This is a genomic window from Microbacterium sp. STN6 (assembly GCF_026410545.1).
Taxonomy (GTDB): domain Bacteria; phylum Actinomycetota; class Actinomycetes; order Actinomycetales; family Microbacteriaceae; genus Root112D2.
The window spans coordinates 188,493-209,036 of sequence record NZ_JAPMIT010000003.1 but is presented as its reverse complement, the minus strand read 5'-3'; the positions used below and the strand labels follow the sequence as shown (position 1 = coordinate 209,036).

Annotated in this window: 20 protein-coding genes and 1 pseudogene; 9 read left to right on the top strand and 12 right to left on the bottom strand. The window is 69.1% G+C overall.

The annotated features are described in order from the left end of the window. Nucleotides 1–34: 34 nt before the first annotated feature. Both OSC27_RS10135 and OSC27_RS10130 read right to left on the bottom strand, forming a co-directional pair. Nucleotides 35–1,141: a sugar ABC transporter substrate-binding protein gene (locus tag OSC27_RS10135; RefSeq protein ID WP_267181341.1), complete on the bottom strand. Its 1,107-nt coding sequence runs from the start codon at nt 1,139–1,141 to the stop codon at nt 35–37. 98 nt (nt 1,142–1,239) lie between these two features. After that, the gene (locus OSC27_RS10130; RefSeq protein WP_267181340.1) at nt 1,240–2,424 is read right to left on the bottom strand and encodes an ROK family transcriptional regulator; all 1,185 of its coding nucleotides are present in this window, start codon (nt 2,422–2,424) and stop codon (nt 1,240–1,242) included. 93 nt (nt 2,425–2,517) lie between these two features. On the opposite strand from OSC27_RS10130, the gene OSC27_RS10125 reads away from it, so the two are divergent. Continuing rightward, on the top strand, nt 2,518–2,928 hold the full coding sequence (locus OSC27_RS10125) for a hypothetical protein (protein ID WP_267181339.1): 411 nt from the start codon (nt 2,518–2,520) through the stop codon (nt 2,926–2,928). Nucleotides 2,929–3,011: 83 nt separating this feature from the next. Beyond that, on the top strand, nt 3,012–4,265 hold the full coding sequence (locus tag OSC27_RS10120; protein ID WP_267181338.1) for an FAD-dependent oxidoreductase: 1,254 nt from the start codon (nt 3,012–3,014) through the stop codon (nt 4,263–4,265). 114 nt (nt 4,266–4,379) lie between these two features. On the opposite strand, the gene OSC27_RS10115 is transcribed toward OSC27_RS10120, so the two are convergent. The 4 genes from OSC27_RS10115 to panD all read right to left on the bottom strand — a co-directional run bounded on the left by OSC27_RS10115 (nt 4,380) and on the right by panD (nt 7,779). Beyond that, nucleotides 4,380–5,387, bottom strand: a complete 1,008-nt coding sequence (locus OSC27_RS10115; RefSeq protein WP_267181337.1) for an MDR family oxidoreductase — start codon at nt 5,385–5,387, stop codon at nt 4,380–4,382. Nucleotides 5,388–5,484: 97 nt separating this feature from the next. Further along, on the bottom strand, nt 5,485–6,300 hold the full coding sequence (locus OSC27_RS10110) for an ABC transporter permease (protein WP_267181336.1): 816 nt from the start codon (nt 6,298–6,300) through the stop codon (nt 5,485–5,487). Next, on the bottom strand, nt 6,297–7,199 hold the full coding sequence (locus tag OSC27_RS10105) for an ATP-binding cassette domain-containing protein (protein WP_267181335.1): 903 nt from the start codon (nt 7,197–7,199) through the stop codon (nt 6,297–6,299). The genes OSC27_RS10110 and OSC27_RS10105 overlap by 4 nt, the downstream gene beginning before the upstream one ends. A gap of 169 nt (nt 7,200–7,368) precedes the next feature. Then, nucleotides 7,369–7,779, bottom strand: a complete 411-nt coding sequence (panD, locus tag OSC27_RS10100; RefSeq protein ID WP_267181334.1) for an aspartate 1-decarboxylase — start codon at nt 7,777–7,779, stop codon at nt 7,369–7,371. Nucleotides 7,780–8,016: 237 nt separating this feature from the next. Between panD and OSC27_RS10095 the strand changes: the two genes are divergently transcribed. Beyond that, complete coding sequence (locus OSC27_RS10095; protein WP_267181333.1) at nt 8,017–9,522, top strand: FAD-dependent oxidoreductase; 1,506 nt, start codon at nt 8,017–8,019, stop codon at nt 9,520–9,522. Nucleotides 9,523–9,624: 102 nt separating this feature from the next. Continuing rightward, nucleotides 9,625–10,155, top strand: a complete 531-nt coding sequence (locus OSC27_RS10090; RefSeq protein WP_267181332.1) for a YbhB/YbcL family Raf kinase inhibitor-like protein — start codon at nt 9,625–9,627, stop codon at nt 10,153–10,155. A 42-nt stretch (nt 10,156–10,197) separates the two neighbouring features. Here OSC27_RS10090 and OSC27_RS10085 read toward each other — a convergent pair whose 3' ends face one another. Continuing rightward, the gene (locus OSC27_RS10085; protein WP_267181331.1) at nt 10,198–11,016 is read right to left on the bottom strand and encodes a CPBP family intramembrane glutamic endopeptidase; all 819 of its coding nucleotides are present in this window, start codon (nt 11,014–11,016) and stop codon (nt 10,198–10,200) included. Next, the gene (locus tag OSC27_RS10080) at nt 11,013–11,669 is read right to left on the bottom strand and encodes a TMEM175 family protein (protein ID WP_267181330.1); all 657 of its coding nucleotides are present in this window, start codon (nt 11,667–11,669) and stop codon (nt 11,013–11,015) included. The genes OSC27_RS10085 and OSC27_RS10080 overlap by 4 nt, the downstream gene beginning before the upstream one ends. Before the next feature lie 74 nt (nt 11,670–11,743). Between OSC27_RS10080 and OSC27_RS10075 the strand changes: the two genes are divergently transcribed. From OSC27_RS10075 to OSC27_RS10065, 3 genes are all read left to right on the top strand, one after another. Further along, nucleotides 11,744–13,282 (top strand): MmgE/PrpD family protein, encoded by a 1,539-nt coding sequence (locus tag OSC27_RS10075; protein ID WP_267181329.1) that lies wholly within the window; start codon nt 11,744–11,746, stop codon nt 13,280–13,282. A gap of 135 nt (nt 13,283–13,417) precedes the next feature. Then, entirely contained in the window at nt 13,418–14,317 is a 900-nt protein-coding gene (prpB, locus tag OSC27_RS10070) for a methylisocitrate lyase (RefSeq protein ID WP_267181328.1), read from the top strand. Between the two features lie 153 nt (nt 14,318–14,470). After that, complete coding sequence (locus tag OSC27_RS10065) at nt 14,471–15,601, top strand: bifunctional 2-methylcitrate synthase/citrate synthase (RefSeq protein ID WP_267181327.1); 1,131 nt, start codon at nt 14,471–14,473, stop codon at nt 15,599–15,601. 236 nt (nt 15,602–15,837) lie between these two features. On the opposite strand, the gene OSC27_RS14510 is transcribed toward OSC27_RS10065, so the two are convergent. Both OSC27_RS14510 and OSC27_RS14505 read right to left on the bottom strand, forming a co-directional pair. Next, a complete protein-coding gene (locus OSC27_RS14510) occupies nt 15,838–16,227 on the bottom strand; it encodes a siderophore-interacting protein (protein ID WP_416348854.1) in 390 nt (129 codons plus the stop codon). 42 nt (nt 16,228–16,269) lie between these two features. Further along, a pseudogene (locus OSC27_RS14505) lies at nt 16,270–16,653 on the bottom strand (siderophore-interacting protein); the annotation flags it as partial. A 268-nt stretch (nt 16,654–16,921) separates the two neighbouring features. Here OSC27_RS14505 and OSC27_RS10055 point away from each other — a divergent pair. Next, nucleotides 16,922–17,479, top strand: coding sequence for a thioesterase family protein (locus OSC27_RS10055; RefSeq protein WP_267181325.1), 558 nt, complete (start codon nt 16,922–16,924; stop codon nt 17,477–17,479). Nucleotides 17,480–17,539: 60 nt separating this feature from the next. On the opposite strand, the gene OSC27_RS10050 is transcribed toward OSC27_RS10055, so the two are convergent. Continuing rightward, complete coding sequence (locus OSC27_RS10050; RefSeq protein ID WP_267181324.1) at nt 17,540–18,946, bottom strand: FAD-binding oxidoreductase; 1,407 nt, start codon at nt 18,944–18,946, stop codon at nt 17,540–17,542. 90 nt (nt 18,947–19,036) lie between these two features. On the opposite strand from OSC27_RS10050, the gene OSC27_RS10045 reads away from it, so the two are divergent. After that, nucleotides 19,037–20,005 carry a DNA-3-methyladenine glycosylase family protein gene (locus tag OSC27_RS10045; protein WP_267181725.1) on the top strand — a complete coding sequence of 323 codons (969 nt, stop codon included), beginning with the start codon at nt 19,037–19,039 and terminating at the stop codon, nt 20,003–20,005. A 19-nt stretch (nt 20,006–20,024) separates the two neighbouring features. On the opposite strand, the gene OSC27_RS10040 is transcribed toward OSC27_RS10045, so the two are convergent. Next, nucleotides 20,025–20,543: an SRPBCC domain-containing protein gene (locus tag OSC27_RS10040; protein ID WP_267181323.1), complete on the bottom strand. Its 519-nt coding sequence runs from the start codon at nt 20,541–20,543 to the stop codon at nt 20,025–20,027. Nucleotide 20,544: the final 1 nt, after the last annotated feature.

The window sequence follows — 20,544 nt, the reverse complement described above, 5'->3', positions numbered from 1 at the left end:
GGAACCGCGAGCGCGATTCCCGGCCGGGCAGCGGTTACTTGACGCCGTACTTCTCGCAGGCGGCTGCGTAGGCGGAGGTGCAGATCTCCGACGCCTTGTACAGCCCGTCCTTGACGACGGTGTCTTCGATGTTGGCCGTCGTGACGGCGACCGGGGTCAGCAGGAACGACTGGATGTCGGCGCCACCGGCGGTCTTGGTGGTGCTGTCACCCTTCGGGTTCTTGCCCTTGATCAGGTCGACGGTGAGCTCCGCGGCCTTGTACGCCTCGGGCTTGAACGCCTTGTAGATCGTCATGTACTGGTCACCGGCGAGGATGCGCTGGATACCACCGAGCGAGGCGTCCTGTCCCGTGACGGGCGGCAGCGGTGAGACGCCGCCGGCCTTGAGGGCTGCGATCGCACCGGCAGCGGTGTCGTCGTTGGCGTCGTAGACACCCTTGATCTGGTTGCCGAACTTGGTCACCTGGCCGGCCACCCAGTCCTGAGCCTTGGTCGGCTCCCATCCGGGTGTGTCGTACTCGGCGAGTACCTTGTAGCCGCTCGAGTCGATCACGGAATGCGCGCCCTTCTTGAAGAGCGTGGCGTTGTTGTCGGTCGGGGATCCGTTGACCATGAGGATTCCGCTGCCCTCCGGCACGCCATCGTTCTTGAGCTTCTCGACGAGCGCAGTCGCCTGCAGCTGCCCGACCTTCTCGTTGTCGAACGAGATGTAGTAGCTGCTGTCGGGGCTGTCGATCAGGCGGTCGTAGGAGATCACGGGGACCTTCTTCGACTTGGCCTCATTCACGATGGCCGCGGCCGCCTTGCCGTCGAACGGGTCGAGCACCAGAACCTTGACGCCCTGCGTCAGCATTGACTCGGCCTGCTGCTGCTGCTTCGAGGCGTCCCCGTCGGCGTTCGCGTAGAGCACCTTGCAGTCGGGGCAGAGCTCCTTGATTTTCTGTTCGAAGTAGGGCTTGTCTGCGCTCTCGTAGCGCGCGGTGACCGAGTCAGGAAGCAGCAGGCCGATCTTGGCATTCGCCGTGTCAGCCGGTTTGTTGCTGCTACCCGTGTCTGCACCGTTCGAACAGGCTGTCAGGGTGCCCGCTGTGAGCAGGATCGCGGCTGTCGCGACAACCGCTCTCGTGGTGGCGATCTTCATTGAAAAACCTCCGGATTTGACGTCGGCCACTTTGGCGACTGGCATGAGCTTGTCAGTTCTGATTCTTGTCGTCAAGTCTTGAAGACAACGATTTGGCCTCAGGCTATTGCCGCGTCCTCGGTGCTGATTTCCACGCTGTCGATCGCGAGGATCATTGCGCCGAGTGCCGCGGCCCTGTTGCCGAGCTGCCCCTGCACGACGTCGGGCATGGACTCCTCGTCGACGATGATCGACCGCTCGACCGCGTGACGAAGCGGGCCGAGCAGCAGCTCTCCCGCGCGTGCGAGTTCGCCCCCGACGACCAGCCGCTCCGGGTCGAGAAGGTTGCAGACGTTGGCCGCGGCCACGCCGATGTGCTTGCCCGCCTCGGCGATCGCGCGCACGAAAGGGGCCTCGCCCGCCATCGCCCTGATGACGACATCGCCCAGTTTCAGCGGGCCCTGCTCGGGCTTCAGCGCCTCAAGCACGGCGGGGCCGCCGGCGATCGCCTCGAGGCAGCCGCGGTTGCCGCACCGGCAGAGCGGGCCGTTCTCACGAATGGTGATGTGGCCGAATTCGCCCGCGACCCCGTTGTGCCCTCGGAACATCGCCCCCGCCAGCAGTAGCCCGGAACCGATGCCGTCGCCCACGTCGATGAAGACGACGTTGCTCTTGCCTCGTGCCGCGCCGAGCCGCGCTTCGGCCAAGAGAGACAGATTGCCCGAGTTGTCGACGAAGGTGGGGCGCTTGAGACGGCGCTCCATGACGTCGGCGACGGGCACCGCATCCCAGCCCCGAAGTATGCCGCCGCGGGCGGTGGTGCCGGTCGCGGTCTTCAGCGGTGCCGGCAGCGCGATGCCCACCGCGAGCAGCTCGTCGAGCTCGGAATCGACGCTCTCGAGCATGTCGGCGATGAGCAGGGTCGCCCGGTCGAGCTCGTTGTCGGCGCGGTGATCCTTGGCGAGCGGCAGATGGTGCTCGGCCAGCACGGTGTGAGCCACATCCGCCAGCACGACACGCATGTGGCGCGTCGAGTAGTGCACCCCGGCGACCAGGCCAAGAGCGTGGGCGAGCGTGACGTACTGGGCCCGCCGGCCGCTTCTGGTGCTCGGGGCCGTGTGCAGCACACCGCTGGCAGTCAGCTCTTTGACGATGTTCGAGACGGTGGCGGCAGAGAGGCCTGTCACGCCCGCGAGCTCGACCTGGGTGAGACCACCGTGCTTCTTGATGGCATCGACGATTCGAGCTCGGTTGGCTTCACGAAGTGAAGTCTGCGAACCGGGAGTCCGCCGCTGGTCTGCCACGAGAATAAGATACATGCCCGCGACCGGAGCGGTGCGCCGATGTTTGTACGAATCGGCACGGTCACTGTCGCCATGAGACGGCAGACTAGAGGCATGGCCGATCTGCACGTGTACCCCGACCGTCTCGAGATCCGTCTCACGGCGGCGGAGAAGGTCCTGGCGATGAGGCGCGCTCCTCTTGTCGTGCCGCGCCACGAGATCAAGTCGGTCGCGATCACGGCCGATCCCTGGATCTGGATCCGCGGCATCCGTGCACCTGGCGCGTTCGTGCCCCTCACGCTGGCCGTGGGTACGTGGAAGTTCCACGGCGGCAAGGATTTCCTGCTCATCAAGGGCAAGCAGCGCTCGGCCGTCGTCATCGATCTGGAGCAAGACGAGACCGAGGGCAGCGACGGGGGCGAGTTCGCGCGTATCATCGTCTCGACCTCGCACGCCACCCGGTTGATCGAGGCGCTGAGGCTGGTCGACCCTGACGAGCTGGCGCCCGAGGGCGAGGCGATCTGAGGCGGTAGGTGCCGCACATCGCGCTCCGACGCTCGGGTCTGCAGGTCTGACAGCCAGGCCGAGCGCTCAGAGAGGAGCCGCGAATGAGGTCGATTTCTGTCGATTGCTGCATCGCCGGGGGTGGGCCCGCGGGCGTCATGCTCGGCGTGCTTCTGGCCAGGGCTGGGCTGAGCGTGGCCGTTCTCGAGAAGCACGGAGACTTCTTCCGCGACTTCCGCGGCGATACCATCCACCCCTCGACCATCACCCTGCTCGGCGAGCTCGGCCTGCGGCAGGAGTTCCTGCGCCAGCCGCACGACACCATCACGACACTCGACGCCGTCGTCAACGGCAACCGCCTGCATCCGGTCGACTTCGGCCGCCTTCCCGCGCCAGACGACTTCCTCGTGCTCATGCCGCAGTGGGACTTTCTCACGTTCCTCGCGGCGCACGGCCGCTCGTACCCCGGCTTCAACCTGCACATGCAGACGGAGGCGACCGGGCTGATCCGCGAGGGCGGCAGGGTGGTCGGCGTGCGCGCGACGGAGCCCGACGGGGAGCTCGAGGTACGGGCGCCGCTGACGGTCGCGGCCGACGGCCGCGCATCCGCTCTTCGTGCTGATACCGAACTCGTCGTCGACGATCTCGGCGTGCCCGTGGACGTCCTCTGGTTCAGCCTGCCGAAGCCGAAGGAGATTCCGCCGTCGACGCTCGCCTACCTTGACGAGACCTCCATGGTGCTCACGATCGACCGCGGCACGAACTACCAGGCGGGAATGGTCATTCGCAAGGGCAGCTTCGACGTCATGAAGCAGAACGGGCTCGACGGGTTTCGGCGGGCGGTCGCGGCGACGGCGCCGTTCCTTGCGCCCGTGCTCGGAAGCATCACCGACTGGCAGCAGGTGAAGCTGCTGACGGTGCAGATCGACCGGTTGCAGCGCTGGCACGAGCCCGGCCTGCTGCTCATCGGCGACGCCGCGCACGCCATGTCTCCCGCCTTCGGGGTGGGCGTCAATTACGCGATTCAGGATGCCGTCGCCGCCGCCAACGCGCTCGTCGCACCGCTGCGATCGGGGGCGGTCGACGAGAGCGTTCTCGCGGGCATTCAGGCCAGGCGGATGCCGCCGGTCGTGCGCATGCAGAAGCTGCAGAAGCGGGCTCACGAACTGTTCGCCAAGCCCGGCGGCGGCGCGGTGCTGCCGAACCCGGCCCCGGCACCGCTGCGCTGGCTGATCGCCGCGGCGACCCCGTTCGTGCAGCGGTACGCCGCGCGCGTGATCGGTCGGGGGTTCCGGCCGGAGCACCTGGGCCCCGCGCTGCGCGAGCCGCAGGCCGAATGGCGGCGCTCGGCGGATTGAGGAGCGCGAAGCGCGTCTCGACATCGCCGAGACTGCGTGTTCGCGACGAGAGTGCGTGGTGGAACGCGGCGCCTCGTCGCGAACACCCACTCTCGGCGGGGTGAATGGCGCTGGCTACCCGCGCACGTTCACGACCGTGCGCCCGCGCACCTGCCCCGCCAGAATCTGCTCGGCCCGATCAACGGTCTCGGCGAGCGTGACCTCCTCGGTCATCTCCTCGAGCAGGGCCGGGTCGAGGTCGGTCGCGAGCCGCTGCCAGGCCTCTTCGCGCTGGGAGCGCGGCGCATCCACCGAGTTGATGCCCACGAGGCTGACGGCTCGCAGAATGAATGGCAGCACCGTCGCCGGCAGGTCCGGCCCCTGCGCCAGTCCACACGCGGTGACGGTGCCGCCATACCGCGTCTGCGCGAGAGCGTTCGCGAGTGTGTGGCTGCCGACCGCGTCGAGCACGCCCTGCCAGCGCTGGCCCTGCATCGGCTTACCCGGGTCGCTCAGCTCGTCGCGGTCCATGACCTCGGATGCGCCCAGCCGCCGAAGATACTCCGATTCCTCGGCGGCGCGCCCGGTCGAGGCCGTCACCTCATAGCCGAGCCTCGCGAGGATCGCGATGGCGACGGAGCCGACGCCACCCGACGCGCCGGTCACGAGAACCGGGCCGCCCTCGGCCATCACGCCGCCGCGCTCGAGGGCGAGCACCGAGAGCATCGCCGTGAAGCCAGCGGTGCCGATCGCGGCCGCCTGTCTGCTCGTGAACGCGTCGGGCACGCGCACGAGCGCGTCGCCGGAGACGTGCGCGCGTTCGGCCAGGCCGCCATTGAGGCGCTCGCCGATGCCCGCGCCGTTCAGCAGCACGCGGTCGCCCGGCTGCCAGCGCTCGTCGTCCGAGTGATCGACGGTGCCGACGAGGTCGATCCCCGGGATCAGCGGCGACGTCGCCACGATGCCGGGCCGGCCGTCGAGGGCGAGGCCGTCCTTGTAGTTGAGCCCGGAGTACTCGACGGCCACCGCGACGGGTGCGTCACTCAGGAACTCGGTGCGCAGCATCCGTACCTCTGCGGTGTGCGCAGTGATGCGGCCGCCGTCCCGCTCCTGCTCGATCACGATCGCCCGGAATCCGCTCATGCCCCCACCCTAGGGAGCCGCGGCGCCCGGCGCACGGGTTGCTTCCGTCTTTCAGTGGGGGCGCCGGCTTGCCTCCCAGCGCAGCTGGCCGCTCACGTCATGTGACGTCGCGGCGCCAGCTGATGAAGTGGCCGATGATCGTCAGCACGACCGCGTACGCCAGCAGCACCAGGCCGCCCTGCCACCACTCGAGAACGCCGGCGCCGGGCGAGGAGATGGTGAAGAAGCTCGACCCCACCAGGCCGTCGCTGGCCGCGCCCGGCAGGTACTTGCCGATCGAGGCGGTCGCGTCGCTGAACGACGCCGCGAGGCGCAGCAGCGGCTCGACGAACTGGGTGAACGCGAGCACCGTGATGATGGCGCCGACCTGACTCGGGATCACCACGCCGAGACCCACGCCGATCGCCGCCCACAGGGCCATTGCGAGAATGGCGCGGCCGACGAGTGCCCACGTGTCGCTGTCACCGAGAGTGGTGTCGACCCCGAAGATCGTCAGCGCGATCGCGCCGGCACCCACGGATGCCACGAGCGCCACGACCCCGTAAACGGCACCGACGCCGAGCGACGCCACCCCCTTCGCGGCAAGAACCTGCGACCGCCGCGGATTCGCCAGGAACGTCGGCGTGAGCGTCTGGTGCTTGAACTCTCCCGTGGTCACGAGTGCGCCGAGCAGCACGGGGAACACATAGCCGACGGATGTCGCGAAGCTGTACACGAGGGGAGCCAGCGTTCCGAAGTGCGGTGTTTCGCCGCTCGAGGTGATCTTGCCGGTCGTGATCGCGCCGAACAGGGCGCCGAGGCCGCCTGCGAGCAGGGCGATGTAGGCGAAGAGCACGATGGCGAGCACCCACCACATGCGCGTGGTGAAGAGCTTCGTGATCTCGGCGCGCAGGCCGGCGATGAACGTGTTCACAGCGAGCCCCCCTCTCCCACGAGGTGCAGGAAAGTCTCCTCGAGCCCCGACTTCTGCTTGTGCAGGGCGCTCACCTCCACGCCTGCGGCGAAGGCGACATGGCCCACCTCGGCAGCCTCCGCTCCGCTGACGAGGAACCCGCCGCGCAGCTCGGTGTACGTGAGCTGAGCCGCCTTCAGCGCCGCCTCGAGCGCCTCGCGGTCTGGCGAGTCGACGACGACCTGCTGATTGCCGGCCGGGTCGAGATCGGCGAGGTCGCCCCGGTGCACGAGCCGGCCTTTTGCGATGATCACCACCTCGTCAACGCTCTGCTGCACCTCAGAGAGCAGGTGCGACGACACGAGAATGGTGCGCCCCTCGGCAGCCAGCTCACGCAGGAAGGTGCGGATCCACTTGATCCCCTCAGGGTCTAGACCGTTGATCGGCTCGTCGAGCACGAGCACGCCGGGGTCACCCAGCAGTGCGAATGCCAGCCCGAGCCGCTGCCGCATGCCAAGCGAGTAGCCGGCCACGCGCCGGTCGGCGTAGTCGGCGAGCCCCACCTTCTCGAGCGCGGCAGGCACGAGCGAGGCGTCGAGCCTGGCCGCCTGTGCGTAGACTCGCAGGTGGTTGCGCGCCGTGCGTCCCGGCGTGAAGCTCGCGGCCTCGAGCGCCGAGCCCACCGTGGCGAGCGGATTCTCGAGTTCCGCGTAGCGCGAGCCGCCGATCGTTGCAGTGCCGCTTGTCGGCTGCACGAGCCCGAGCAGCATGCGCAGGGTAGTCGTCTTGCCCGCGCCATTCGGCCCGAGAAACCCCGTGACCTTGCCGGGTTCGACCGAGAACGAGAGCTCGGAGACGGCTTCGATGTCGCCGAAGCGTTTGGTCACCGAGTCGAACTCGATGGGTACGCCGGTTGCCATGCGCTTCCTCTGCGGGTCTGGCGGCTCCCGCCACCTCATCTGTATTACTAGTTACAGTACAGATTGCGGGGTGCGTTTGGCTAGAGCGAAGCGCTGCTCGGGCGAGCAATCGAGCGGATGCCGCGGATGCCGCGGATGCCGCGGATGCCGCGGGCTCGCCTCGCCTGCACTAGAGCGCGAGCGCGGGTCGCTCCAGACCCTCCGCGAGTGCCTCGGCCGGGTCGCCGCCGACCGCGATGATGCGGTTGCCGGCATCCACATGAACGATTCGTGGCTCGAACTCTCGGGCCTCGGCGTTCTCGAACTGGCCGTACGCGATGATGATCACGAGGTCGCCGGGGTGCACCAGATGGGCGGCCGCGCCGTTGATGCCGACGACCCCGCTGCCCCGCTCGCCGGCGATGGTGTAGGTCTCGAGCCGGGCGCCGTTGGTGATGTCGACAACCGCCACCTTCTCGCCGGGCAGAATGTCGGCAGCATCGAGCAGGTCGCTGTCGAGCGTGATGGAGCCGACATAGTTCAGATCGGCGTGCGTGACGGTCGCACGGTGGATCTTGCCGCTCAGAATGGTTCTCAACACGTCATAAAGGGTACGCGACCCGGCCGCATTACCGCTCGGAACGGCCTACGCCTTGGGCGAAACGCCGGCACAGTACCCGCCACTGCGCACTTGTGCAGAGAGGCGGCGCTATCGCCCAACAGGGAGTAAACGTCTAAGAACAGGAACAGATCAGACATAAGCAGCGCCCCGCACGGATCTGCCAATTGCCCTTGCCAGCCGTGCGGGGCGCGTTACCTGATTATGACGGAGCCTCAGATGACTTCTCTATGGGTTGACACACAGGCCCCCGCGCAATCAGATGCGTTCGTGGCCGACGCCGAGTACGACGCCGTCATCGTCGGAGCGGGGCTGACCGGGCTCGTCACGGCGCTGCTTCTGGCCCGTTCGGGCATGAGGGTCGCGGTGCTCGAGGCGCGCACCGTGGGCGCGGTCACCACCGGGCACACCACGGCCAAGCTGAGCCTGTTACAGGGTTCGGTGCTGAGCGGCATCCGTCAGCACAATTCTCATGAGGTGCTGCGTGCGTACGTCGACGGTAACCGCGAAGGCCAGGCATGGATGCTGCGCTACCTCGACGAGCGCGGTGTCGACTATCAGCGGCGAGACGCCTACACGTACGCGAACACCGCCGACGGGCGGGCGCGCCTGGAGGAGGAGCAGGCGGTCGGCCATGCGGCGGGGTTGGCGACCGAGCTGACGGAGGATGTGGCACTGCCGTTCGAGACCCGGGGCGCGCTGCTGCTTCGCGATCAGGCCCAGTTCAACCCGATGCACGTGCTCGCCGCCCTCGTCGACGACGTGCGCCGGCACGGGGGTGTGATCATCGAGGGCGCCCGGGTGCACGACGTAGATGCGAGCGACCCGGCGATCGTGACGACGCAGCGCGGCAGTGTGCGGGCCGCGCAGGTGATCCTCGCCACGGGCACGCCCATTCTCGATCGCGGGCTGTACTTCGCCAAGCTGATCCCCTCGCGCTCGTATGTGTCGGCGTACCGCGTGCCGGGAGCGCCTGAGGCGATCCCGCAGGGCATGTACCTCTCCATCGATTCGCCATCGCGGTCGCTGCGCACCGTGCCGGTCGGGGCCGAGGAGCTGCTGCTCGTCGGCGGCAACGGTCATCCGGTCGGTCGCAACCCGCACACCGCGCAGTCGGTCGACGACCTCGACATCTGGACCCGCGCGCAGTTCCCTGGTGCCCAGCGCACCCACAGCTGGTCAGCCCAGGACTACCAATCGGTCAACATGGTGCCGTTCGTCGGCTGGTTCCCGCGCGGGCGGGGTCGCATCTTCGTCGCGACCGGATACAACAAGTGGGGCATGACGAACGCGACGGCCGCGGCGCTGAGCCTCTCCGGCGAGATCCTCGGCGGCCGCATGGCGTGGGCCGACGTGCTGCACCACCGCGTCTCGCGCCCGGCCTCGTTCCTGACGGCGGCGAAGGCGGGCGCCGAGGTCGCGGCGTGGGCCGCCAAGCGCTGGGCCGACGCGGAGACCACCGGCGAGGACCTCTTCGAAGTACGAGCGGATGCCCCGGCCGAGGGCCGGGGACGCGTCACCCACGAGGGTCTGCGGCCCGTCGGCGTCTCCACCGTTGACGGGGTGACGTGCGCGGTCTCGGCGGTCTGCACGCACCTGCGCGGGGTGCTCGGCTGGAACGAGACGGAACGCAGCTGGGACTGCCCGCTGCACGGCTCCCGCTTCGCGGCCGACGGCACCCTGCTCGAGGGCCCTGCGACGGAGGACCTCGCCGTCATCGACTAACCCCGCTGACGCGGGCCCCGGAGCCGCGCAGCGGCGTCTCGAAACCCACGACAGCGAGCGAGCACGGGCATACCCTGCACACGAGAGAAAGTGAGCAGATTCATGACCGACTACGATCCATACGCGCGTCTCGACGCCCTCCCCGCGTTCACCCTCACCAGCACCGACATCGCGGCCGATGCACCGCTGCCCGCGCCGCAGCGAGCGCCGTCGCTCGGCGGCGGCGACGTCTCGCCGCAGCTCGCCTGGAGCGGGTTCCCGCCCGAGACCAAGAGCTTCGCCGTCACGTGCTTCGACCCGGATGCGCCCACCGGTTCCGGCTTCTGGCATTGGGCGGTGTTCAACGTTCCGGCCGAAGTGACGTCGTTGGCGGCAGGCGCGGGTTCGGCCGACAGTGGGCTGCTGCCGCCGGGCGCCGTGACGCTGCCCAACGAGTATCGACTGACGCAATACTCGGGAGCCGAGCCGCCCGAGGGCACCGGCACCCATCGCTACTACTTTGTGGTGCACGCGGTGGATGCGCCGAGCCTCGACATCGACGCCCAGTCGACGCCCGCCGTGCTCGGCTTCAACCTGCACTTCCACGCGCTCGCCCGCGCGATCCTCGTCGCGACGGCCGCCGCCGACGACTGAGCCGCGGCCGGGCGCTTCTCGCGCTCTCGGGGCGCGGCTCTGCTAGCCGGGCTGGGCGGTGAGGAGCGGAGCGGCATCCGCTCGCTGGCCTATGTCGCGGGGCATTCGAGCGAGGTCGGGCGCGACCGCCGCCGCCGCGAGTACCTGCACGGCGACGAACACCCAGAACAGCAGCATGCCGCTCGACATGGCGCCCGAGAACGCGATGGCCACGTCGGTGACGCCGTGGAAGAGCGCCGCGATGAGCACGCTGCCGTGCGCGTGGTTGAAGATCCAACCGATGATCACGCTCGTCGCGATGGTCGAGAGCAGGAAGCCCGCGAAGGGGATGCCGGCCTGGAACGTGTCCGCGATGAAGAACAGCGGCAGATGCCAGACGCCCCAGGCTACGCCGAGTACGAGGCTGGCGACGAGGGGGTTCATGCGCCTCTGCAGCCGGGGAAGCGCGTAGCCGCGCCAGGCGGTCTCCTCGGTGATGAGCCACATCCAGATGTTGAGGAGCAGCGCGCCCGCGAGACCGCTCACCGGCAGCGCGACGCCGGCGAGGGCGGGCTGGCCGACAAGGGCTCCGAGGCTGCCGGCGACGAGCGCAAGCACGGGCGTGAGGAGCAGTGCCGCGGCATACCACCAGACGGCGACGCGCACGCGGATGAGGCGAAGCAGCAGATCTTTCACGGCCGGCCAGCCGCCCGTGAGCGCCGCCGCGGTGTACGTCGCGATCGTCAGGCCGAGCCAGAACGCAAGCGACTGCGGGATGTGCCAGGAGAGCATGCCGGCGTTCTCGGCGATCGTCGTACCCCAGACCAGCCAGGGCAGCAGGAAGGCAAGCACGAAGAAGACGAGCAGCGGGTGACGTTTCATGCGGGACGGTCCTTTCGGGAGAGAGCGCTAGTGACGAGGCCGAACGGGAGGGCGAGAATCCAGAAGAGCTCACCCCAGGTGGCGCCGGCGAGCAGCGACACCGGTATCGAAAGCAGGAAGACCGCCGGGTTGATGAGTGAGGAGACCATGACGTAGCGGAACACTCGCGGGGTGATCTGTTCGTCGATGAGCCCGCGACGCCAGGCGTAGACCCAGATGGCCGTCAGGCTGAGGCCCACCAGTGCGACAGACGCCGCGTAGATGACCGCGGCGAGAGGATCGTCGCCGTACCGGCCGAGCAGCGCGGTCGGGAACGGCAGCGAGGCGACGAAGAGCAGCAGGAGCAGGTTGAGGCGCAGCAGCCTTTGGTCGTATCCGCGAATCGCGCGGAACTTGCGGTGATGCGACCGCCACACCATGCCGATCACGACGAAGCTGAGCACGAACGTCAGGTAGCCGGGCAGCACGTCGAGAAGGGCCGGGCCGAGACCGCGCTCGCCGACCTTCTCGGGAACGCGCACGTCGAGCACGAGCAGGGTCATGGCGATCGCGAAGATGGCGTCACTGAACGCATTCGTGCGCTCGAGCGAGCCACCGTCGGTGAGCAGACGGCGGTAGCGCTGCACGACCGACTCGCTCTCGTGAACAGACATGAGGAGATTGTGGATGAGCGGCAACCCCGTCCGGCGACGGCACGCCGCGCATGCGGCGGGGTAGGTTCTCTCATGTGAAGCTCCACAATGTGCGCGTGTATCGCAGCGACGAAGACCTGCCCCGCGAGCAGCAGCTCGCCCACACGATCGCCGAGGTCGCGGCCGAGAGAATCGAGGTGGACGACGACGTCACCGAGATGGTCGTCAACCGCGTGATCGATAACGCGGCGGTGGCGGCCGCCTCTCTCACGCGGCGCGCCCCTGCGAGCGCACGCGCGCAGGCGCTGGCGCATCCGGTCTCCATTGGGGGCGACGGGGCGACAGTCGTCGGCACGGATGCCGCCAGGCGCGTCTCGCCCGAATGGGCCGCCTGGGCGAACGGGGTCGCCGTGCGCGAGCTCGATTACCACGACACGTTCCTCGCCGCGGAGTACTCGCACCCGGGCGACAACATTCCGCCGATCACGGCCGTCGCCCAGCACGTGGCGCTCGAGCGCGGCCTCACCGGCCGCGACCTGGTGCGCGGCATCGCCACTGGCTACGAGATCCAGATCGACCTGGCGCGCGCGATCAGCCTGCACGCGCACAAGATCGACCACGTCGCCCACCTCGGGCCGAGCGTGGCCGCCGGGATCGGCTCGCTGCTCGGCCTCGACGTTCAGACCACCTACCAGGCCATCGGCCAGGCCCTGCACACCACGACAGCCACACGGCAGTCGCGCAAGGGGGAGATCTCGAGCTGGAAGGCATACGCCCCAGCATTCGCCGGGAAGATGGCCATCGAGGCCGTCGACCGGGCGATGCGTGGAGAAACGAGCCCGTCGCCCATCTGGGAGGGAGAAGACGGGGTCATCGCGTGGCTGCTCGACGGGCCGGACGCCTCGTACGATGTGCCGCTGCCCGAGGCGGGCGAGGCCCGCCGAGGCATCCTCGACAGCTACACCAAGGAGCACTCGGCCGAGTACCAGGCACAGGCGTGGATCGACTTGGCCAGACGCCTGCACGACGACTTCCCGCTGCTGCTCGACAACCCAGACAACATCGAGCGCATTGTGCTGCACACCTCGCACCACACGCACTTTGTGATCGGCTCGGGCGCGAACGACCCGCAGAAGTACAGCGCGGATGCCTCGCGCGAGACGCTCGACCACTCGATCCCGTACATCTTCACGGTCGCGCTGCAGGACGGCGCCTGGGACCACGTCGCCTCGTACACGCCGGAGCGCGCGCACCGGCCTGACACGGTGGCGCTGTGGCAGAAGGTCACGACCGTCGAAGACGAGGAGTGGACCCGCCGATACCACGCAGACGACCCGGGCGAGAAGGCGTTCGGCGGCCGCGTGCAGATCGACTTGGTCGACGGCGCCACCATCAGCGAGGAGATTCGGGTAGCGGATGCGCACCCGGCCGGCGCGCACCCCTTCGCCAGAGCGGATTACGTCGCGAAGTTCCGCCGGCTCGCCGACGGCGTGCTCGCCGAGGACGAGATGGACCGCTTCCTCGAGGTGGCCGAACGGCTGCCGTCGCTCGCGCCCGAGGAGCTGTGCCAGCTCACGATCACCGCGCAGCTGGGCGTGCTGGCGTCGGTCGAGACGCCGAGGGGGCTGTTCTGATGCTGCGGTGCGCATGTGGGTTGAGGAGCCGCGCAGCGGCGTCTCGAAACCCGATCCCCAAGGAGGTCTGATGCTCTACTGCGCATGTGGGTTGAGGAGCCGCGCAGCGGCGTCTCGAAACCCAGGGGAGGCCTGATGCTGTACTCCACCGTGTCGCCCGCCGAGAAGCGCGCCCGCTTCCGCGAACGCCTCGCGAGCGGCGAGCTGCTGCGCGTGCCCGGCGCGTTCAACCCGCTGTCGGCCCGGCTCATCGAGCGCAAGGGATTCGACGGCGTCTACATCTCGGGCGCCGTGCTCTCGGCCGACCTCGGCCTGCCCGACATCGGCCTCACCACGCTCACCGAGGTGGCCACGCGCTCGCAGCAGATCGCGCGCATGACCGACCTGCCCGCCCTCGTCGACGCCGACACCGGTTTCGGCGAACCCATGAACGTGGCCCGCACGGTGCAGACCCTGGAAGATGCAGGCGTCGCCGGGCTCCACATCGAAGACCAGGTCAACCCCAAGCGCTGCGGCCACCTCGACGGCAAGCAGGTCGTCGACGAAGAGACCGCCCTGAAGCGCATCCGTGCCGCAACCGATGCGCGCCGGGACCCCAACTTCCTCATCATGGCGCGCACCGACATCCGTGCCACTGACGGTCTCGACGCCGCCATCGACCGGGCGAAGGCGTTGGCGGATGCCGGGGCGGACGCCCTCTTCCCCGAAGCCATGTCGAACCTCAGCGAGTTCGAGGCGGTGCGTGCCGCCGTCGACGTGCCGGTGCTGGCGAACATGACCGAGTTCGGCAAGAGCGAGCTGTTCACGAGCCAGCAGCTGGCCGGCATAGGAATCAATATCGTGATCTACCCGGTGTCGCTGCTGCGGTTGGCGATGGGGGCCGCCGCGCGCGGACTCGACACGCTCAACGACGAGGGGTCGCTCACCTCGACGCTCGGCGAGATGCAGCATCGCGCGGACCTCTACGACCTGATTGACTACGAGGGGTACAACGCGTTCGACGCGTCGGTGTTCACGTACGGGGCCGAGAAGTAGCGCATACGCTGGTGAGAAGCAGCTGAGCTGGTGAGAAGCCGCTGAGCTGGTTGAGGAGCTGGCGCGGCCGGCGTCTCGAAACCAGCGTGCGGGGAGGGTTTCGAGACGGTCGCTTTGCGACCTCCTCAACCCGCAATTAAGCAAAGGAGCAACATGGCCGAGAACCAGCAACCGGAGATCCGCAAGGGCCTCGCCGGCGTCGTCGTCGACACGACCGCGATCTCGAGCGTGAACCCCGAGACCAACTCGCTGCTCTACCGGGGCTACCCCGTGCAGGAGCTCGCGGCCCAGTGTTCGTACGAGCAGGTCGCGTACCTGCTCTGGCACGGTGAGCTGCCCACGGATGCCGAGCTGCGCGCCTTCGAGTCGCTCGAGCGCAGCCATCGCCCCCTCGCCCCCAACGTGCGGCGCGTGATCGACGACCTGCCGACATCCGCCCACCCCATGGATGTGGTGCGCACCGCCGTGAGCGTCATCGGCGCGAACGACGAGAACGCCGAAGACAACGCGCCCGAGGCCAACCTGGACAAGGCCGTGCGGCTGTTCGCGAAGCTGCCCGCGATCGTCGCGTACGACCAGCGACGCCGCCGCGGCGAGGAGCTGATCGAGCCGCGCGACGACCTCGACTACGCCGAGAACTTTCTCAACATGACGTTCGGTGAGGTGCCGGACGCCCCCGTCGTCGACGCGTTCCGCGTCTCGCTCGTGCTGTACGCCGAGCACTCGTTCAACGCCTCCACGTTCACGGCGCGCGTCATCGCGTCGACGCTGAGCGACCTCTACTCTGCGGTCACGGGCGCCGTGGGCGCGCTGAAGGGCCCGCTGCACGGGGGCGCGAACGAGGCCGTGATGCACGCGTTCGACGAGATCGGTTCGGCCGACCGGGCCGAGGCGTGGCTCGACGAGGCGCTCGCCGCCAAGCGCAAGATCATGGGCTTCGGGCACCGCGTGTACAAGAACGGCGACTCGCGGGTGCCCACCATGCAGGCCTCGCTCGAGCGGCTGGCCGAGCACTACGGCCGCCCCGAGATGCTCGAGTTGTACCGGGCGCTCGAGAACGCCATGGGCGAGCGCAAGAACATCAAGCCCAACCTCGACTACCCGAGCGGCCCCGTCTACAACCTCATGGGATTCGACACGGCCACGTTCACCCCGCTGTTTGCGGCGGCGCGGGTGGTGGGCTGGACGGCGCACATCATGGAGCAGCTCGGCGCGAACGCCCTCATCCGCCCGCTGTCGTCGTACAACGGCCCGGACGAGCGCCACCTGCCCGAGCCGCGCTGACCAGTCGGCGGCCCTGGCCCGGCCTGGCCTCAACCGTCGGCCGCCCTCTCGCGCGGTTGCTGAGAGGCCAAAAAACGCCCTCAAAATCGAATTTGAGGGCATATTTTGGCCGCTCACCGAGGCGCGAGCGGGTCTGGGCTGCCGAGGCGCGAGCGGGTCTGGGCTGCTGAGGCGCGAGTGAGTCTGGGCTGCTGAGGCGCGGGTGGGTCTGGGCTGGTCAGCCGGGTCGATCGGGCTCAGTCAGGGTCGGTCGGGTCGATCGGGGCGTGGTGGTCAAGGTTGGTCACCCCGCGCTTCCAGTAGCCCTCGACGGCCAGGCGCTCGCGGTCGATGCCGAGCTCGTGGCGCAGGTATCGCCGAACGGGCACGAGCGCAGCGGCCTCTCCCGCGGCCCAGATGTACGCGTCTTCGGGGATACTGAGCGAGCGCACGGCCTCCTCGAGCTGTCCCGGCCCGTCGATGCGATACAGCCATTCAATGGATGCGCGTTGCCGCTGCTCTTCGGTCACGTAGCCCTCGGCGTCGTCGTCCTCAACATCGAGAATCGCCGTCACGCGGGTCGACGCCGGCAGCAGCTCGAGCCACCGGCTGAAGGCCGGCAGGGCGGTCTCGTCGGCGATGAGGATCGCGCGGGCGGCGTCGCGAGGCGCGAGCTTCGAGCCGCGCGGCCCGCCGATGACGAGTTCGTCACCCGGCTTCGCGCCGGCTGCCCAGGCGGATGCGGGCCCTGCGGCCCCGGTCACTCCGCCACCCGTGCCATGCAGCACGAAGTCGAGGTCGAGCTCAGGCTGGCCGCCCTCGTCGCCCGCCCGGAACGCCCGTGGCGTGAAGTCGCGCGAGATGATCACCGCGTCCGTGGGCCGGGACACGCCGTCGGCCGTCAGCGACGGCGCCGTGACCACGCCCGTCTCGGGGTCAGGGAAGTACACCTTCACGTGGTCGCTCGGCCCCTCGGCGGCGAACCCCGCCAAGTCGGCTCCCGTCACCGTGATGCGCACCATGGCCGGCGTCAGCTGCGTGCGGGCCGAGACTCGCACCCGCCGAAACGCCATCTCGTGTCGAATCCGCTCGCGCTCCATGAGACCTCCCGCAGGCAGCCTACCGGGGCGGGTCGAGCACGACGGTGGTCGAGTAGCGCGACGCGCGTATCGAGACCGGTGGGTCGCGCGCGGGTTTCGATACGCGCTGCGCGAGCTACTCGAGCGGCGCCGCGGTGCGGGTGTGCGAGTCGACAACGCGAGCCGCGCGGGAGGGCGGCCACGCTGTAGGGGGTCGACAGGGCGGGCGGCGGCTGTGGCATCCGCTGGTTAGCATCGCAGAATGCACATGCTCTTTCGAACGCTGCTGCACATGCTCGCCTCGCGGTTCGGGCCGCGACTCGGCCTCAACGAGGTGGCGAGCACGCGGTTTCGGGTTCTGCCCACCGACCTCGACATTCTGAAGCACATGAACAACGGCGTGTACCTCTCGATCGCCGACATCGCCCGCTTCGACATGCTCATTCGCAACGGCGTGTGGAAGGTTTTTGCCGACCGCGGCTGGTACCCGGTGGTGGGCAGCGAAACCATCACATTCCGCAAGTCGCTCATGCCGTGGCAGCGCTTCAGCGTCGAGTCACGCATTGTCGGCTTCGACGACAAGGCCGTCTTCGTGGAGCAGCGCTTCGTCGTGCGCGGCGAGATCTATGCGCAGGCGTTCATTCGCGGCCGGTTCCTGAAGCGGGCAGGCGGTGTCGTCTCGATCGCCGAACTGACGGATGCCGTTGGCGCCTCACCCGCGGACTTCCGGTTGCCGGAATGGCTGGTTCGCTGGGGAGCGGATGCCGCGCTGCCGCCGACGCGCCAGCCGGCCCCGAGCGTGTGGGAGCCGGCCGGCTGAGCGCCTCGTCAGCCCTGCAGCGCGGGCCCAAAGCGCACCGCCGACCGGCTGAGCGCCTCGTCAGCCCTGCAGCGCGGGCCCGAACGCGAAGACGCCGTTCGGGTCGTACGTGGAGCGGGCGAGCCGGAGGCGTTCGTGAGTGGGCTCGTTCCAGGAACGGGCGAACGTGAGCGGATCGGCGGGATCTCCCGAGAAGTTGATATTCGTCACGGGCGCCAGCAACGGGCCGAACGCCTCCACGAGCGCTGCCGCGGCCGCGGGTGCCGCCTCGGCGAACGTCTGCGGGTTCGCGGTGATGAGGTTCACGAGGTACGCCGCGTCGCGGCCGCTGACGGCCGTGCCGTCGGCATCCGCTCGGTTCATGGCACCGCCCAGGTGCCGCAGCTCGGCGATCATGAACGGTGAGCCGGAACTCGGGCCGACGTGCTCGAGGAACGCCGAGATCGCGTCGTGATCGAGGCCCGTGAGCATGGTGCCGTAAATCCAGGTGGGCATGCCCTGTTCCGGGTCGTTGTGAATGGTGCCGACCGCGGTGTACGGAATCTCGGCGACCGCATCGATATACACGGATGCGGCCTCACGCAGCGGCGCGATGAGCCGTTCGCCCTCTGCGGCGTCTCCGGGGTACGCGAACCGCAGGTGCAGCACGGTGTGGCCGCGCAGTGGAGGCGGCACCATCTCGAAATCGGGCATCTGCATGATGGCGACCGAGGTCGTGACGTTGTCGGGCGCCTGCTGGACCCACTCACCCCAGGCGCGCAGGGCCTTCTCGATGTCGTCGGCTCCGTCGAAGAAGAGACCGCCGGCGTACAGCGTGCGGAGCGGCGCGAGCTCGAGCGTCATCTCGGTGACGATGCCGAGGCCGCCCTTGCCGCCGCGCAGAGCCCAGAAGAGCTCGAGGTTCTCGCTTGCGCTCGCCGTGACGGCGTCACCGGAGGCGGTGACGACGCGGAACGACCGCGCCCAGTCGCTCGTGATGCCGTGGCTTCGCGCGAGCGGGCCGATGCCGCCGCCCAGGGTGAGGCCGATCGCGCCGACCCCGGGGGAGGAACCCACGATCGGCGCGAGCCCGTACTCGGCGCCCGCGGCGATCACGGCGCCCCATCGGGCGCCGGCCCCGATCGTGGCGAGCCGGGATTCGGGGTCGAGCGTCACCGTGTTCATGCGCGATGTAGTGATGAGGAGCCCGTCGGTGATCGGCACGATCGCGGCGTGGCCGGTGGACTGCACGCGCACGTTCAGCCGCTCGGCGACGGCGAAACGCACGGCCTCGACCACGTCGCTCTCGTCAGTGGCACCGACGACGACGGCGGGGCGGTGGGTAACGGCGATGTTGAAGCAGGCGGCTTCGACGGCGAGCTCGGGGTCGTCTGGAGTGAGGACGGGGCCGCGCACCGTCGCGCGGAGACGCTCGAGGGAGGCGGAGTCGATGTTCGCCTCGGCGGGGACAGCAGTGGTGTCAGTCATGGCGCCTGACCCTAGCGCCTCCCGGCGACAAAGTGAAGATGTCTCGACCGCAGCGATGTCCGCGGTCTCCCGTAGTCTTCGTGCGTGGAGATGGTTGCGGAGGCGACGAGGGCACCGCTGCGTACGGCGTACCGGCCGCGGCATCCGCTCGATGTGCGCGCGACGCTGGCCCCTCTCGGCCGCGGGCCTCATGACCCGACGACGCAGTGGGATGCCGCGGGCGTCTGGCGCACCTTCAGAACGCCCACGGGGCCGGCAACCCTGCGCATCACCCAGCACGGCGACGGGGCGGATGCGCTCGCGTGGGGGCCGGGTGCCGAGTGGGCCATCGAGGCGGTGCCGTCGCTGCTGGGCGCCGGGGACGACTGGTCGCAGCTCGACGTCGCCGCTCACCCCGTGCTGCGCGAGGCCAGGCGGCGAAACCCCGGCATGCGCCTGGCCCGAACCGGGCGGGTGCTCGAGGCGCTCGTGCCGGCGATTATCGAGCAGAAGATCACGAGCGTCGAGGCATTCCGGTCGTGGGCGTGGCTCGTGCGGCGCTACGGCGAGGCTGCTCCGGGGCCGGCTACGGCCGGGCCGCCGAGTCGGTCCACGGCCGGGCTCCCGACCGGCCTGCGCGTCATGCCCTCACCCCAGACGTGGCGGCGCGTCCCCTCGTGGGAGTGGCACCGCGCCGGGGTCGACCCGAGACGGTCGCGCGCGGCGCTCGAGGCCTGCCACGCGGCATCCGCTCTGGAGAAGACGACGGATGCTGCGCTCACCGCCGCCCACGCCGCCCGCCGTCTGCGGTCGCTGCCCGGCATCGGCGTGTGGACGGCGGCGGAGACCATGCAGCGCTCGCACGGCGACCCGGACGCGGTGAGTGTGGGCGACTACCACCTAGCGGCGTTCGTGGGCCAGGCGCTGATCGGCCGGCGGGTGGACGACGACGGCATGCTCGAACTGCTCGAATCGTGGGCGGGGCAGCGGCAACGCGTGGTGCGGCTGCTGGGCGCAAGCGGGTTCCGAGGTGAGCGGCGAGGCCCGCGCATGACGATCCAGGACCACCGCTGGCACTGAGGGCCGGGCGCCCGCGCCCTCACACCACCGTCGTGCGGTGCGCTCCCTCGGTCACGAGCTTCTCGTAGTGCGGCAGCAGCGCCGGGTAGTAGTCGTCCCACACGGGCAGCGGTCGCTTGGCTCGCGCCGCGACCAGCCGGTCGAGGCAGTACTCGGTTCGCACGCCCATGAGCGGCTCGAGCGTGCCGTTCTCCCGGCGCTGGCCGAGCGTCACGGTCGTGTACGAGTTGGCGTGGGTGAGGTGCCAGTACACGCGGCGCGAATCGCCGTTCGACCCCACCTCGCCTCGAAACCGCGTCGGGGCCTCGCACTCGAGCACGGCCACGTGCTCCCATTCCATATCGGGGATGCCGGCCTTGCGAATACGCACCGCGCCCGTTGAGACATGGCCGGTGCATTCGCCCAGCCAGGTGGCGAGTCGGTACGGGCGCGTCAGGCTTCCCCAGACATCGTCGATCGGGGCGAGAAACACCCGGTCGAGCACCACATAGACGCCATCACTGTGTCGAACGAGGCGCCCCGTCGGTTGTGGAGTCATG

Bases quoted from the DNA above. Each gene is read 5' to 3' on its own strand.
- OSC27_RS10135 (WP_267181341.1), bottom strand. From the start codon at position 1,141: ATGAAGATCGCCACCACGAGAGCGGTTGTCGCGACAGCCGCGATCCTG.
- OSC27_RS10125 (WP_267181339.1), top strand. From the start codon at position 2,518: ATGGCCGATCTGCACGTGTACCCCGACCGTCTCGAGATCCGTCTCACG.
- OSC27_RS10120 (WP_267181338.1), top strand. From the start codon at position 3,012: ATGAGGTCGATTTCTGTCGATTGCTGCATCGCCGGGGGTGGGCCCGCG.
- OSC27_RS10115 (WP_267181337.1), bottom strand. From the start codon at position 5,387: ATGAGCGGATTCCGGGCGATCGTGATCGAGCAGGAGCGGGACGGCGGC.
- OSC27_RS10105 (WP_267181335.1), bottom strand. From the start codon at position 7,199: ATGGCAACCGGCGTACCCATCGAGTTCGACTCGGTGACCAAACGCTTC.
- OSC27_RS10095 (WP_267181333.1), top strand. From the start codon at position 8,017: ATGACTTCTCTATGGGTTGACACACAGGCCCCCGCGCAATCAGATGCG.
- OSC27_RS10090 (WP_267181332.1), top strand. From the start codon at position 9,625: ATGACCGACTACGATCCATACGCGCGTCTCGACGCCCTCCCCGCGTTC.
- OSC27_RS10085 (WP_267181331.1), bottom strand. From the start codon at position 11,016: ATGAAACGTCACCCGCTGCTCGTCTTCTTCGTGCTTGCCTTCCTGCTG.
- OSC27_RS10080 (WP_267181330.1), bottom strand. From the start codon at position 11,669: ATGTCTGTTCACGAGAGCGAGTCGGTCGTGCAGCGCTACCGCCGTCTG.
- prpB (WP_267181328.1), top strand. From the start codon at position 13,418: ATGCTGTACTCCACCGTGTCGCCCGCCGAGAAGCGCGCCCGCTTCCGC.
- OSC27_RS10065 (WP_267181327.1), top strand. From the start codon at position 14,471: ATGGCCGAGAACCAGCAACCGGAGATCCGCAAGGGCCTCGCCGGCGTC.
- OSC27_RS10055 (WP_267181325.1), top strand. From the start codon at position 16,922: ATGCACATGCTCTTTCGAACGCTGCTGCACATGCTCGCCTCGCGGTTC.
- OSC27_RS10050 (WP_267181324.1), bottom strand. From the start codon at position 18,946: ATGACTGACACCACTGCTGTCCCCGCCGAGGCGAACATCGACTCCGCC.
- OSC27_RS10045 (WP_267181725.1), top strand. From the start codon at position 19,037: ATGGTTGCGGAGGCGACGAGGGCACCGCTGCGTACGGCGTACCGGCCG.
- OSC27_RS10040 (WP_267181323.1), bottom strand. From the start codon at position 20,543: ATGACTCCACAACCGACGGGGCGCCTCGTTCGACACAGTGATGGCGTC.